Source organism: Bryocella elongata (assembly GCF_900108185.1).
In the GTDB taxonomy this organism is placed as follows: domain Bacteria; phylum Acidobacteriota; class Terriglobia; order Terriglobales; family Acidobacteriaceae; genus Granulicella; species Granulicella elongata.
Map to the genome: position 1 here is coordinate 572,522 of NZ_FNVA01000003.1, position 13,164 is coordinate 585,685.

Here is a 13,164-nt window from a genome sequence, read left to right on the forward strand (position 1 = left end):
GTGTTTGGTTTCCGGCCTCGCCCGCCTGTATCCGAGCAGCAGCGGCTCTGGGTTGATGGCGGGATCACGCGCCTCGCCGCAATCATCGGTCGCGATCGAATGTTTCAGAGCACCGTCGTGCTGCCCACCGACGAGTTCTTTCCCGACTGCTTCGATGGCTCACTTGACAGCGTGCGCACCATGGCCGCCCGCATCGCGGGTTACATGGGAGTGGCTGCAGACCGCTACACGGTCGAGCTCTTCGCGGACGAAGAAGATCGTTGGCGCGAACGATTGCCAACAGGCAAGTCTCGAAGCAAAGGTGCAGCCGGATACTATATGCACGCGGCCGAGGGCCCGCACCTCATCGCGCTGCACGCTCGCCAGATCCAGCAGCCCGTGGCGCTGGCCGCAACACTCGCGCATGAGTTGGCCCACGTCGTACTTCTCGGCGATGGTCTGCTGCCCCGTGAAGAGGAAGACATGGAGCTCATGACGGACCTGTGCACCGTCTTCCTCGGGCTCGGAGTTCTCAACGCAAGCGCAGCCTTCCAGTTCCAGCAATGGCAGGACAACCGCTTGCAGGGCTGGAGCACCAGCACGCTGGGTTATCTCACCGAAGAACTCTGGGGCTATGCGCTGGCCCGCTTCGCCCAGCTTCGCGGAGAGCCCCGTCCTCGCTGGTCGGAGAGCTTGCCGACCAACGTCCGCGCCTACATGCGGCAAAGCGAACGCTGGCTGGCCCGCCAGCAGGCATAATCGCTGTGGTTCGAGGCCGCGTCGCGTCGCCGTGGAACCAGCCGGATAAAATAGAGATTCATGCACCTGGCCTCATTTCCGCACTGGCGATACATCTGGCTTGTTGTAGCCTCGCTGTTTGCTGGGATGATCAATGCGATGGCAGGTGGAGGTTCGTTCCTTTCCTTCCCCGCGATGCTCGGTGTGGGCGTTCCGCCGGTGCAGGCCAACGCCACCAACACTGTGGCGCTCTGGCCCGGTCAGCTGGCTTCACTGGCGACGCTGCGCGGCGACATCCGCCGCAAATTGCTTCCCGTCATCGCGATCACCAGCCTGCTTGGTGGAGTCTCCGGGGCGGAGACGTTGCTGCATACCCGGCAACGCACCTTCCTTCACATGATTCCGTGGCTCATCCTCGGTGGCACGTTGATCTTCGGCATTAGCGGCCCGTTCTCGAAGTGGCTTCGCCGCCGCGCCACAGACCCAAACTTCGCTCCGCAGATCGAGCCGCACATTCCTGCGATCCCACTCGCCTTGTCGCTCTTTCCGGTCTGCTTCTACATCGGATACTTCGGCGCGGGGGGAGGGTTCCTCGTCATGACCATCCTCGCGCTCTTCGGCATGGAGGACATGCATCAGCTCAACGCGATGAAGGTGGTCGCCGCCACCAGCTCCAACCTGTGCGCGATCGTCACCTTCATTCTCATGGGCGCGATCGTATGGCATGACTGCGTCATCTCCATGGCCTTTGCAGCGGTTGGTGGCTACACCGGGGCGAAGCTTGCCAAGCGCATGAATGGTGACATCCTGCGCGGCGTTGTCGTGGTGATGGGCTGCATCATCGCAGCCTGGTTTTTCTGGCGGCAAGCGCACGGTAGCTAGCCGCCATTCGATGGCACGTTGGCCCCACTGAACCCGGCCCGTGCGAAAGGAGTTATCGATGAGTCACGAAGGCATCAGGATGGTCTCGGCCGCGGAGGCCGCGCGCGCAGAGAAGCTGCAACTCGGCGGAGCCGCCATCCAGCCCGCGAAGGTCAAGATCGACAAGACCGGCGGCACCGGCATGCGCATCGAGTGGAAGGATGGCCACGTCTCCGAGTGGCCCTTCGCCTGGCTCCGCGCCGCCTGCCCCTGCGCCAACTGCCACGAAGAGCGCGAGGCCGCCCACCGCGAGCCCGGCATCCCCAAGCCGAAGCCGCAGTCGCTGCTGCCCATGTATGAGGCTCCCTCGCGCCCCCTCGAGATCACTCCCATCGGCAAGTACGCCGTCAAGTTCCATTGGAACGACGGCCACGAGGCCGGAATCTACTCCTGGGATTACCTGCGCAACGTCTGCGATACCGCGTGGGCCGATCAACTTGCACAGAAGGCCGCCGACGCAAAGCAGTGACGCGTGCCACTGCGCTCCTCGCCATCTTCAGGCATCATGAGGATGCTGCGTCGCAGCTGCGGCGCACGGGTCCGAAGGCATGAGGGCGCACGCACGATGAGCGAAGCTGTCGAAGCCAAAAGCTCTACCGCATCGAGCCGACGCGCTTTCGTCGTGATCGCCGTGCTCGTCGTGGCGACGCTCGCGATCGTTCTCTACCTCCGCTCCCAACGCACACCGTCCGGCCTCTACTCCGGCACCGTTGAGGTGCGCGAGATGCAGGTGGGCTCCAAGATCGGTGGCCGCGTCACGCAGGTTGCGGTCGATGACGGCGCCCGCGTCCAGCCGGGCGATCTCCTCGTCCGCTTCGAGGCCGATCAGCTCACCGCCGAGCGTGCCCAGGCCGTGGCGCAGGCTGCCCAGGCCGCCGCGGCACTCGCCAAGATGCAGCGCGGCTTCCGCCCCGAAGAGATCGAGCAGGCACAGGCCAACGCCGCGCAGCAGCAGGCCATGCTGGCGGAGGCGAAGAACGGCCCGCGCCAGCAGGAGATCCTCGAAGCCCGCGCGAACTACGCCTCCGCACAGGCCGATGCACACGACGCGCAGGTCACCTACGACCGCATGGCCATGCTCGTGCGCGGTGAGACCGTCTCGCGCCAGCAGTACGACGACGCCAAGGCCAAGCGTGACGCCACCGCGCAGCAGGCCGAAGCCGCGCGGCAACGACTTCTCCTGCTTGAAGCCGGTACGCGCCACGAAGACATCGAAGCCGCGCAGCAGCGCTACGCGCAGGCCGCCGCGCAGGCCAGGCTCACCGAGCTCGGCAATCGCAGAGAGGACATTGACGCCGCCAAGGCCGCGCTGGTCGCGGCACAGGCGCAGGTCACAGCGCTCGATGCCCAGCTTCGCGAGGCCGCACTCTACGCTCCCGCTACTGGTGCCATCGAGACCGTCAGCATCCGCCCGGGCGACCTCGTCCCTCCCGGCCAGATCGTGATGACGCTGCTCGAAGACTCCGAGCTATGGGTCAAGATCTACGTGCCTGAGACGGATCTTGCCAGCTTGAAGCTCAATCAACATGCAACGATCACCACCGATGCAGCCTCCGGCCACACCTTCGCGGCACACGTGGAAGAGATCGCCTCGCAGGCCGAGTTCCTTCCTCGCAACGTCGAGACGAAAGATGATCGTGCGCACGAGGTCTTCGCCGTCAAGGTGCGCGTGGAGCAGCCTGCAGGCCTGCTGAAGTCTGGCATGGCCGCGACGGTCCACCTCCAATGAGCGCCAGCGGTGCAGTCATCTCCGCCGAGCACCTCACGATCCGTTTCGGCGACTTCACGGCCGTGGACGACGTCAGCTTCAGCATCAACAAGGGCGAGCTCTTCGGCTTCCTTGGCCCCAACGGCTCCGGCAAGACCACCATCATCAAGGCGCTCTGCGGCCTCATCAAACCCACATCGGGCACTGGCTCCATCCTCGGCATGGACATCCGCGAGCATGGCGCCGACATCAAGCAGCACGTCGGCTACATGTCGCAGCGCTTCGGTCTGTATGAGGACCTCACGGTCGAAGAGAACCTCGACTTCTACGCCGGTGTCTACGGCATCACCGGCGCGAGGGCCACCGCGCGCAAGAGGGAACTGCTCGACCTCACCGGCATCGCACCGTATCTCACGCGCCGCGCCGGCGCACTCTCGGGCGGTTGGAAGCAGCGCCTCGCGTTGGCCTGCGCCATCGTGCATGAGCCGCAGGTCGTCTTCCTTGATGAGCCCACCGCGGGCATCGATCCCGTCGCGCGTCGCTCGTTGTGGGATCTCTTCTTCCATCTCTCCGCGCAGGGCGTCACCTTCTTCGTCACCACGCATTACATGGACGAGGCCGAGCGCTGCGGCCGCGTCGGCTACATCTATAACTCGCACCTCATCGCGGTCGGCACCATCGCGGAGCTGCAGAAGCTGCCCCGCGCGAACCCTGAAGGCACCGTGCGCGTGAAGCTCGAGGCCGATGGGCACTCCGATCCTTCCGCGATGCTCGACGCCTTGCGTGCTCTCCCTGGCGTGCGCGAAGCCACGATCTTTGGCCGCTCCATTCATGCGCTCATCGAGACCGCAGCTATCGAAGCGATGCGCGCGAAGCTTCCCGGCGTCATCATCGAAACTATCCAGCCATCGCTCGAAGACGTCTTCGTCACACTCACGTATCAGATCGCCAACGCCGCCAGCGGGGCAGCAAAATGAACGGCCTCTTCTTCGGCGTCGGGCCCATCTGCCGCAAGGAGTTCACGCACCTCGTGCGCGATCCGGGCACGCTGGTCTTCGCCCTCGTGCTGCCGCTCATCCAGATGCTCCTCTTCGGCTTTGCCGTCGACACCAACGTGCGCCAGATCCCCACCATCGTCTACGACCAGTCGCGCACGCAGCCCAGCCGCGCTTTGCTCGATAGCTTCGCCGCCTCCGACGTCTTCCGCATGTCGATGACCGCGACCAGCGAGCCACAGATGGACGAAGCTCTGCGCGCAGCCAAGGCCCGCGTCGGCATCGAGATCCCCTACGACTATGCGTGGCGCGTGCAGAACGGCAGCGGCGCCACGGTGCTTGTCCTTGTAGATGGCTCCGACTCCAACGTCGCCGGTCAGGCCGTCAACGCAGCCAACGGCGTCGCACTTACGCAGTCCATCGCTGCGCTGTTGCGAGGCAAACCCATCCCTTTGGAAGTGCGGCCGATGGTGCTCTACAACCCCGCTACCCGCGCTGCGAACTTCTTCGTCCCCGGCCTCATCGCTGTACTGCTGCAGGTGATGGTCATCCTGCTCATCGCGCTCAGCCTCGTGCGCGAGCGTGAGCGCGGCACACTGGAGCAGCTGCGCATGACGCCGGTTGCTCCACTCGGCCTGATGGTCGGCAAGATGCTGCCTTACGGCGCGCTGGCTTTTGCAGAGCTGTGCGTCATCCTCACCGTCATGCGCGTCGTCTTCCAGGTGCCCATCCACGGCAGCGTCCTCGAGCTTCTGCTCATGTCGATCCCATTCCTGCTGACGGTGCTTGGCATCGGCCTCGTCATCTCCACGCGTGCGAAGACGCAGGCCGAAGCCTTTCAGCTCGCCATGGGAACGGTGCTCCCGTCGGTCTTTCTCTCCGGCTACATCTTCCTCATCGACACGATGCCCCTGTTCTTCCAGGGCGTCAGCCGCATCATCCCCGCCACGTATTACATCCAGATCGTGCGCGGCGTCATCCTGCGCGGCGCCGGCTTCGCCGAGCTGTGGCCCAACCTGCTCATCCTCACGCTGATGGGCATTGCGTCGATCGCCTTCGCTGCACGTCTCTTCGTCCGTCAGGGCATGGAGTAGGCTTCGTGCATCGAGATGACGCAGAAGGCCCGGACAATGTCCGGGCCTTCTGGCGCATTACCGTTCGTAGAGCAGTCCTACACCAGCGCGAGCTCGCCTTCTTTCGCAACCGCAGCAGCACTGTGCTTCCCTGTGATGTCCAGCACGATGCGGCCGTCGATCTTGCCGGCGTGCATCCGTGCGAAGACATCGTTGATGTCTTCGATCTTCTCAGCCTTGGTGTGGGCGTGGACCAGGCCTTCACCAGCGAAGGACAGAGCTTCGGCCAGATCGAGACGTGTGCCCACGATGGAGCCGCGAATCGTCAGGGCCTTCAGCACCACCTCAAAGATGGGCAGAGGAAACGATCCCGGAGGCAGGCCGTTGAGCGCGATTGTGCCGCGCGCGCGGGTCATGCCGATGGCCTGCGCAAAAGCCGGTGTCGATGGCGCCGTCACCAGCACTGCGTGAGCTCCGCCAATCTCCTTCTGGAAGTAGGCTGCCGGGTCCTGCGTCCTGGCGTTGACGGTGAGCTGGGCGCCGAGCTCCCGCGCAAGCGCGAGCTTCTCGTCCGACACATCGACAGCCGCAACGTGGAGGCCCATCGCCTTGGCGTATTGCACTGCCAGGTGTCCGAGGCCGCCGACACCGGAGATCACAACCCAGTCTCCGGGCTTGGTGTTGGTGGACTTGAGGCCCTTGTACACGGTGACGCCGGCGCAGATGATGGGTGCGACTTCGACGAATCCTACGTTGCTGGGGAGATGCGCGACATAGTTCGGATCAGCCACGGCGTAATCCGCGTAGCCGCCGTTCTTGGTGTAGCCGCCAAACTCCGCCTTGGAGCAGCACGACTCCTGCCCGGCGAGGCAATCAACGCATTGTCCGCATGCGGAGTACAGCCACACAATGCCAACGCGATCGCCTTCCTTCACGGTCTTCACGTTCTTGCCAACACCGGAGACGAAACCGACGCCCTCGTGGCCCGGGATGAAAGGCGGCGTTGGCTTGATCGGCCAGTCTCCCTCCGCAGCGTGCAGGTCGGTATGGCAGACGCCGCAGGCTTCCATCTTGATCTGAATCTCTTCGGGACCGGGCTCGGGAATTGCCATCTCCTGGATCACCAGGGGCTTTCCGAACTCACGAACAACTGCCGCCTTCATTGTCTTTGCCATCTCACGTTTCCTTCCGTCGTGTGTGTTGCATGGATTGCAAGGTGCGGCCCCGGAGCCTGGCGTTTCTACCAAAGAACAGGAGTCGCTCGGTCTACAGCTTCAGCAAGAAACTGCCTCGCGGCTCGTCTGGCAAGTTCGTCAAGACGAGCCGCGCTGCACGCAGTGCCCTAGAAGAAACCGAGTGCCTTGGGGCTGTAGCTCACCAGCAGGTTCTTCGTCTGCCGGTAGTGATCGAGCATCATCTTGTGCGTCTCGCGGCCAAAGCCAGACTCCTTGTAACCGCCAAACGCCGCACCGGCGGGATACAGGTGATAGCAGTTGGTCCAAACGCGTCCGGCCTTGATGCCACGGCCAAGGCGATAGGCATCCGTGCCGTTACGCGACCACACACCGGAGCCGAGGCCGTAAGGCGTATCGTTGGCAATCTCCAGCGCCTCTTCGATCGTGCTGAACTTCGTCACGGAAAGTACCGGTCCAAAGATCTCTTCCTGGAAGATGCGCATCTTGTTGTGGCCGACGAAGACGGTCGGCTGCACATAATAGCCGTTCGCCAGATCGCCCTCCATCTTTGCTGCTCCACCGCCGGTCTTGCAGACAGCACCCTCATCCTTGCCGATCTTGATGTACTCGAGGATCTTCTCGAGCTGATCGCTTGAAGCCTGTGGGCCCATCTGTGTTGTTGGATCGAGCGGGTTGCCTACCTTGATCTTCGCGACACGCGCAACGGCCCGCTCGACGAACTTATCGAAGATGGACTCATGCACGAGCGCGCGAGACGGGCAGGTGCAAACCTCACCCTTGTTGAACGCGAACAGAGCAAACCCTTCCAGCGCCTTGTCGAGGAAGTCATCGTCCTTGTCCATCACATCAGCCATGAAGATGTTCGGCGACTTGCCACCCAGCTCCAGCGTCTGCGGGATCAGGTTCTCAGCCGCATACTGCATGATGAGGCGGCCGGTCGTCGTCTCTCCCGTGAAGGAGACCTTGGCGATGCGCGGATTCGCAGCCAGCGCTTTGCCGATCTCGCCACCGGGGCCGGTCACGACATTGATCACGCCCGCAGGCACGATGTCCTTGATCAGGTCCATCATGGTCATCAGGCTCAGCGGCGTGTTTGACGCTGGCTTGATCACCGTGCAGTTGCCGGCAGCGATCGCCGGCGCAATCTTCCACGCCGCCATCAACAGCGGAAAGTTCCACGGGATGATCTGCCCGACCACACCCATCGGCTCCTTGAAGTGGTACGCGACGGTGTCCTTGTCCAGCTCACCGGCTGACCCTTCCTCTGCGCGGATGCAGCTCGCGAAGTAGCGGAAGTGGTCGATCGACAAGGGAACATCGGCGTTGCGCGTCTCGCGGATGGGCTTGCCGTTGTCCATCGTTTCGACCGTCGCCAGCAGCTCGAGGTTCTCTTCCATCCGGTCGGCAATCAGGTTGAGAATTGCGGCACGACCGGCGGCTGAGGTGTTGGCCCATTCGTCCTTGGCCGCATGGGCAGCGTCGAGCGCCGTCTCAACATCCGCCGCCGAGGAACGGGCGAACTCGGCCAGCAGCGCTCCATTGATCGGGCTGTGGTCGGTGAAGTACTTGCCTTGAATCGGTGCGACCCATTGGCCGCCGATAAAGTTGTCATACCGCGCCCGCACGCCATCCTTGCGGATCGTGGCAAACGCCTGCTCGAAAATCGCGTCTTGAGCTTCCAACACTGCTGCTGACATAGATACCTTCCCTCGTGATACGTGAAACATCAACGCCACGAAGTCTGCTACCTGCGGTACAGGACTGGATGTGATGGCAGGCACGGACAAGGCATTTGGCAGGGGCCTATCATAGTTAGGCACGTATTAGGTTCTCGGGCGCATCGATCGGGGAGTTACGCAATCTCGCTGTGAGCGCAACTCCTTCGTAATGTGCAGAGAACATGCTTAGCCGCGGGGATCACCTGTAACGGGCTTCTATCGCAGACCGGGACTCGCGGGGACACAACGCAATGCAGCAGGATCGCCGCATCGGACCAGCATCACGCCAGCGGCAGCTCCGGCCCCGCCGCAGGCAATTCCGGCCCCGCCGCAGGCAGCTCTGGAGTAGCAGCCAGCAGCTGCTGCGTATACGCCTCCTGCGGTCGCTCGCACACCTGCTGCCAGGGCCCAAGCTCGACCACGCGCCCACGCTTCATCACCGCCACGCGATGGCACAGGTACCGCACCAGCGGCATCGAGTGCGAGATGAACAGGCACGTGAGCCCATGCCGTCGTTGCTGCTCCTGGAGCAGGTTGATCACCTGCGCTCCTACCGACACATCCAGCGCGCTCACCGGCTCATCCAGCACCAGCACCTCAGGCCGCAGCGCCAGCGCCCGCGCGATGTTGATGCGCTGCCGCTGGCCTCCGGAGAACTCATGCGGGTACCGTGGCAGCGCCGAGGCATCGAGCTCCACATCCTTCAGCATCGCCGCGAGTCTCGCGTCCACACCCTCTTCCGGCTGCTCCCCATGGATCGCAAACGGCTCGCAGAGAATCTGCCGCACCGTCATACGCGGGTCGAGCGCGGCATAGGGGTCCTGGAAGACGATCGACAGCCGCCGCCGCAGACGCCGCATCTCCGTGCGGCTGCAACCCAGCACATCGATCTCCTTGCCCTCGCCATGAGGCCGATAGACCACGCTGCCCGCCGTCGGCTCGATCAGCCGCAGCATCATCCGCGCCACGGTGCTCTTGCCCGAGCCCGACTCGCCCACCAGCCCCAGCGTCTCGCCGCGATACAGCGACAACGACACGTCATCGATTACGCGCACACGGCCGTAGTCCTTCACCAGCCCGCGCGCTTCCATCAACGGCGCCGCGGTCATGTCCACTTCCGGCAAGACTTGCAAAGACTCCATCGACTCCAACCCTAAATCGACTCCGAAAAGATCACCTTCCAACCTGAAGGCGTCTTCTCAAAGATCTCACTAAACGTGCCTCGTACCTCGCCGCCGCTCTTCTTGGACCTCGCCAGCCGGTAATTGCCCGTAGCCAGCGCGAAGTTCTCACCCAGCGCGCGCACCTCGATCTCCGTGCTGTCGAGTTCGCCCATCGCATCGCGGTTGGGGTACATCGTGTGAAACGCATTGCGGATGTTGCCCATGCCCCGCACCGGCCCCGCCAGCATCATCGATGTGTCGGCGGCGTCCTTGAAGTGCGAAAGGTACTTGTCCAGGTCGCCGGCATTCCATTCCGCCTGCTGCGCCAACACCACCTTCACCACGTCGAGCTGCTGCCTGCTCGCCGTAAACAGCGGGTCGGGGCTCTGCGCGAAGGCGGGCGCAGTCAGCAACGCGGTCGCAAGGAACAGCTTCAGGAGTCTCATCGGTCCCCCTTGGGTTCTGCACAGAATACGTGTGCCACGCGATCCCGGATCTCGCGCGCGTATGAGCATACGCGCCTTGATGCAGGTTGCGAATTGCGCCCGTTACTTCGTCACCGGCGCATGCCCCGTCGTGTCGTCCCGCACAATCTTCCATCCCGCAGCGGTCTTCTCCACCACCAGCAGATAGTATCCGTCCGCGTTTCCACCGCCCGCCGCACTGCGCTCCAGGTGGAACCACCCCGTGACCGTCGCAAAGTGTGCGTCCAGCGCCTTCACGTCGAGCTTGTTGAAGCTCAGCGTCCCCATCGCGTCCCTGGTCGGATAGTGCTTCTTGTAGGTCTCCAGCATCCCCGCATAGCCATGGCTGATCGTCGGCCCGATGAACTCGATCTCCGGCGAGTTCTTGTAGCAGGTCGCAAAGGCGTCGATGTCTCCGCGGTTCCAGTCGTCCGCGCTCTTCTGCATCATCGCGGTGATGGCAGCAGTCTCCGGGGCCTGCGCGGCGGCGGGAGCGGACAGTGCCAGCGTAAGCAGGGCGGCAGCCAGAATAGAAGCAGCGAAGCGGGGCGCAGAGCGCATGCGGAGGTCTCCTCGAAGCGGTATCGGACGCCTACAATATTGACATGAGCCAGCCGCGGCCGAACTCGCACGTCGTGCACACCGTCTGCACGCATGACTGCCCGGACTCCTGCGGTGTGCTTGTCACTGTAGACTCGCTCACCGGTCGCGCGACGAAGGTCCAGGGCGACCCCGCGCATCCCGTCACGCGTGGCTTCCTCTGCGGCAAAGTCGCGCGCTACCTCGACCGCGTCTACGCTCCCGACCGCCTGCTCTACCCCATGCGCCGCAAGCCCGGCATGCCCAAGGGACCACTCCCGCAAGGCCGCGAGGCTGAGGCCTTCGAGCGCATCAGCTGGGACACCGCAATCGATCTCATCGCGGAGAAGCTTGCTGCCATCGCGCAGGAGCACGGCCCCGAAAGCATCCTGCCCTACAGCTATGCGGGCACCATCGGCCAGCTCGGCTTCGGTTCGATGGATCGCCGTCTGTTTCACCGGCTCGGCGCATCCCAGCTCGATCGCACCATCTGCTCCAGCGCTGGTGGCGAGGCGCTCACCCGCGTCTACGGCACGCGCGTCGGCCCAACGCCGCAGGAGTTCGCGCTCGCCAAGCTGATCCTCGTCTGGGGTGGCAACGTCCACGGCAACAACATCCACCTCTGGCCCTTCATCGAGCAGGCCCGGCGCAACGGCGCGCGCCTCATCGTCATCGATCCCTATCGCACCCGCACTGCGGCCCTCGCCGATGAGCACCTCCAGATCAATCCCGGTACGGACACCCTGCTTGCGCTCGCGATGATGCACGTGATCTTCCGCGATGGTCTCGCCGACGAAGCCTACCTCCGCGACTGCGCGGATGGCTGGGAGCAGCTGCGTGATCATGCGCTCAAGCCCGAGCACACACCTGAGCGCGCCGCCGCCATCACCGGCATTGCGGCAGACGTGATCGAACGGCTTGCCCGCGCCTACGGCCTGCAGAGCCGCAGCACGGAGGCCTCCGCCGTCATCCGCGTCAACTACGGCATCCAGCGCGGCGAAGGCGGTGGCACGGCCGTGCGCGCGGTCAGCATGCTGCCGCTCGTCACCAGCAGCTGGAAGCAGCGTGGCGGCGGCGTGCTGCTCTCTATGAGCAAGGTCTTCCCGTTCGCTTCGGAAAAGCTCCAGATGCCCGAGCTCATGCGCCAGAGCCCGCTCGGTCGCGATGCCCGCGTCATCAACATGAACGAGCTCGGCCTCGCGCTCACCGAACTCAGCCCCACGCACTCGCCCTCGGCGACCATGCCCGCCGGCCCTGTGGTCAAGGCGCTCGTCGTCTACAACTGCAATGCCGCCGCCGTTGCGCCGGACTCCGAGCGCGTGCTCGCCGGCCTGCGTCGCGACGACCTCTTCACCGTCGTCCACGAGCAGTTCTTCACCGACACCGTCGACTACGCCGACATCGTCCTCCCAGCCACCACCTTCCTCGAACACGAAGAGCTGATGGGCAGCTACGGGCATCGCGTCGCGCAGCGGTCGTTCAAGGCGATCGAGCCTTCTGGCGAGGCCCGCTCCAACGTTGGCTTCTTCGGTGCCCTCGGCCAGCGCATGTTTCCCGGCGAAGCCATCTTCGAGGCAACCGAGAAAGAACTCATCGCGCAGGCGCTCTCGCCCAGGGGCCCAACCCTCGCCACCATCGACGTCGAGGCGCTCGAGCGCGACGGTCAGTTCGAGCTCGTCCTGCCGAAGAACGAGCAGGGCATCACGCTGCCGTTCTCCACGCCGGCGTGGTTCGCCCACACCCGCAGCGGCAAGGCCGAGCTCCTGCCCGTGCCAGAGTTCATTGCGCCCATCGAGTCACGCAGCAGCGAGAGCCACGAAGCGAAGTCCTTCCCGCTCGAGTTCCTCCCGCGCAAGGCCGACAACTACATGAACACCACCTTCGCCAATCACGCGGTCCATCAGCAGATGGAGCGCCGCAGCGAAGGCATGCTCGAGATGCACGAGACGGATGCATCGGCTCGCGGCATCGCGACTGGCGATCGCGTCAGCATCTTCAACGCCCGCGGACGCATCACGCTCACCGCTCGCATCGGAAGCTCGGTCGGCGCGGGTGTCGTCGCCGCAAGGCTCGACTGGCAGAAGCTCGCCGAGGACGGAAAGAACGTGAACGCCCTCACCAGCCAGCGCCTCACCGACATCGGCGGCGGCGCCACCTTCTACTCCACCCTCGTCGAAGTAGAGAAGATCGCCGCGAACAGCCGTCTTGAAGACGAAGCGATGGCGGCGGACTGATGAGCGGCACACGAACCAACATGCGCATCGACAAATGGCTCTGGGCCTCGCGCTTCTACAAGACCCGCGCCCTGGCCGCCAAAGCCTGCGACCTCGGCCGCGTGCGCCTCGACGGCGCGCTCGCCAAGCCCGCACGCGATGTGAAGATCGGCGACCGCCTCAACGTCACCAACGACTCCGGACTGTATGAGATTGAGGTAGTCGAGCTCAGCGAAATCCGCGGCCCCGCTGCTGCGGCACAGAAGCTCTTCAGCGAGAGTGAAGAGAGCCGCGAGGCTCGCGCGAAGCTCCTTGCCGAGAAACGCGTCATGGCCCAGTTCGAATCGCTCCCCGAGGCCAAGCCCACCGGTCGCGATCGCCGCATGCTGAACAAATTCCGCGGCCGGGAACGTTAGT

Annotated in this window: 13 protein-coding genes; 8 read left to right on the top strand and 5 right to left on the bottom strand. The window is 64.1% G+C overall.

Features of this window, described 5'->3' with window-relative positions:
- From C4S68_RS11565 to C4S68_RS11590, 6 genes are all read left to right on the top strand, one after another.
- Positions 1 to 738 carry a hypothetical protein gene (locus tag C4S68_RS11565; protein WP_103933197.1) on the top strand — a complete coding sequence of 246 codons (738 nt, stop codon included), beginning with the start codon at positions 1 to 3 and terminating at the stop codon, positions 736 to 738.
- A 60-nt stretch (positions 739 to 798) separates the two neighbouring features.
- Complete coding sequence (locus C4S68_RS11570) at positions 799 to 1,599, top strand: sulfite exporter TauE/SafE family protein (protein WP_103933198.1); 801 nt, start codon at positions 799 to 801, stop codon at positions 1,597 to 1,599.
- A 58-nt stretch (positions 1,600 to 1,657) separates the two neighbouring features.
- Positions 1,658 to 2,107: a gamma-butyrobetaine hydroxylase-like domain-containing protein gene (locus tag C4S68_RS11575; protein ID WP_103933199.1), complete on the top strand. Its 450-nt coding sequence runs from the start codon at positions 1,658 to 1,660 to the stop codon at positions 2,105 to 2,107.
- Positions 2,108 to 2,203: 96 nt separating this feature from the next.
- Positions 2,204 to 3,367, top strand: a complete 1,164-nt coding sequence (locus C4S68_RS11580; protein ID WP_160115111.1) for an HlyD family secretion protein — start codon at positions 2,204 to 2,206, stop codon at positions 3,365 to 3,367.
- A complete protein-coding gene (locus tag C4S68_RS11585; protein WP_103933201.1) occupies positions 3,364 to 4,323 on the top strand; it encodes an ABC transporter ATP-binding protein in 960 nt (319 codons plus the stop codon). Before C4S68_RS11580 ends, C4S68_RS11585 begins: the two co-directional genes overlap by 4 nt.
- Positions 4,320 to 5,435, top strand: coding sequence for an ABC transporter permease (locus C4S68_RS11590; protein WP_103933202.1), 1,116 nt, complete (start codon positions 4,320 to 4,322; stop codon positions 5,433 to 5,435). The genes C4S68_RS11585 and C4S68_RS11590 overlap by 4 nt, the downstream gene beginning before the upstream one ends.
- Before the next feature lie 77 nt (positions 5,436 to 5,512).
- Here the strand turns inward: C4S68_RS11590 and adhP are convergent, their stop codons facing one another.
- From adhP to C4S68_RS11615, 5 genes are all read right to left on the bottom strand, one after another.
- The gene (gene adhP / locus C4S68_RS11595) at positions 5,513 to 6,589 is read right to left on the bottom strand and encodes an alcohol dehydrogenase AdhP (protein WP_103933203.1); all 1,077 of its coding nucleotides are present in this window, start codon (positions 6,587 to 6,589) and stop codon (positions 5,513 to 5,515) included.
- 167 nt (positions 6,590 to 6,756) lie between these two features.
- A complete protein-coding gene (locus C4S68_RS11600) occupies positions 6,757 to 8,307 on the bottom strand; it encodes an aldehyde dehydrogenase family protein (RefSeq protein WP_103933204.1) in 1,551 nt (516 codons plus the stop codon).
- Positions 8,308 to 8,609: 302 nt separating this feature from the next.
- Positions 8,610 to 9,437, bottom strand: a complete 828-nt coding sequence (locus C4S68_RS11605; protein ID WP_103933322.1) for an ATP-binding cassette domain-containing protein — start codon at positions 9,435 to 9,437, stop codon at positions 8,610 to 8,612.
- A gap of 44 nt (positions 9,438 to 9,481) precedes the next feature.
- Complete coding sequence (locus C4S68_RS11610) at positions 9,482 to 9,937, bottom strand: YybH family protein (RefSeq protein WP_160115112.1); 456 nt, start codon at positions 9,935 to 9,937, stop codon at positions 9,482 to 9,484.
- 102 nt (positions 9,938 to 10,039) lie between these two features.
- Entirely contained in the window at positions 10,040 to 10,516 is a 477-nt protein-coding gene (locus C4S68_RS11615) for a YybH family protein (protein WP_103933206.1), read from the bottom strand.
- A gap of 44 nt (positions 10,517 to 10,560) precedes the next feature.
- Here C4S68_RS11615 and C4S68_RS11620 point away from each other — a divergent pair, with 44 nt between their 5' ends.
- Positions 10,561 to 12,768: a molybdopterin-containing oxidoreductase family protein gene (locus C4S68_RS11620; protein WP_103933207.1), complete on the top strand. Its 2,208-nt coding sequence runs from the start codon at positions 10,561 to 10,563 to the stop codon at positions 12,766 to 12,768.
- On the top strand, positions 12,768 to 13,163 hold the full coding sequence (locus tag C4S68_RS11625; RefSeq protein WP_235011532.1) for an RNA-binding S4 domain-containing protein: 396 nt from the start codon (positions 12,768 to 12,770) through the stop codon (positions 13,161 to 13,163). The genes C4S68_RS11620 and C4S68_RS11625 overlap by 1 nt, the downstream gene beginning before the upstream one ends.
- Position 13,164 lies beyond the last annotated feature (1 nt).

Bases quoted from the DNA above. Each gene is read 5' to 3' on its own strand.
- C4S68_RS11570 (WP_103933198.1), top strand. From the start codon at position 799: ATGCACCTGGCCTCATTTCCGCACTGGCGATACATCTGGCTTGTTGTA.
- C4S68_RS11575 (WP_103933199.1), top strand. From the start codon at position 1,658: ATGAGTCACGAAGGCATCAGGATGGTCTCGGCCGCGGAGGCCGCGCGC.
- C4S68_RS11580 (WP_160115111.1), top strand. From the start codon at position 2,204: ATGAGCGAAGCTGTCGAAGCCAAAAGCTCTACCGCATCGAGCCGACGC.
- C4S68_RS11585 (WP_103933201.1), top strand. From the start codon at position 3,364: ATGAGCGCCAGCGGTGCAGTCATCTCCGCCGAGCACCTCACGATCCGT.
- C4S68_RS11590 (WP_103933202.1), top strand. From the start codon at position 4,320: ATGAACGGCCTCTTCTTCGGCGTCGGGCCCATCTGCCGCAAGGAGTTC.
- adhP (WP_103933203.1), bottom strand. From the start codon at position 6,589: ATGGCAAAGACAATGAAGGCGGCAGTTGTTCGTGAGTTCGGAAAGCCC.
- C4S68_RS11600 (WP_103933204.1), bottom strand. From the start codon at position 8,307: ATGTCAGCAGCAGTGTTGGAAGCTCAAGACGCGATTTTCGAGCAGGCG.
- C4S68_RS11605 (WP_103933322.1), bottom strand. From the start codon at position 9,437: ATGACCGCGGCGCCGTTGATGGAAGCGCGCGGGCTGGTGAAGGACTAC.
- C4S68_RS11610 (WP_160115112.1), bottom strand. From the start codon at position 9,937: ATGAGACTCCTGAAGCTGTTCCTTGCGACCGCGTTGCTGACTGCGCCC.
- C4S68_RS11615 (WP_103933206.1), bottom strand. From the start codon at position 10,516: ATGCGCTCTGCGCCCCGCTTCGCTGCTTCTATTCTGGCTGCCGCCCTG.
- C4S68_RS11620 (WP_103933207.1), top strand. From the start codon at position 10,561: ATGAGCCAGCCGCGGCCGAACTCGCACGTCGTGCACACCGTCTGCACG.
- C4S68_RS11625 (WP_235011532.1), top strand. From the start codon at position 12,768: ATGAGCGGCACACGAACCAACATGCGCATCGACAAATGGCTCTGGGCC.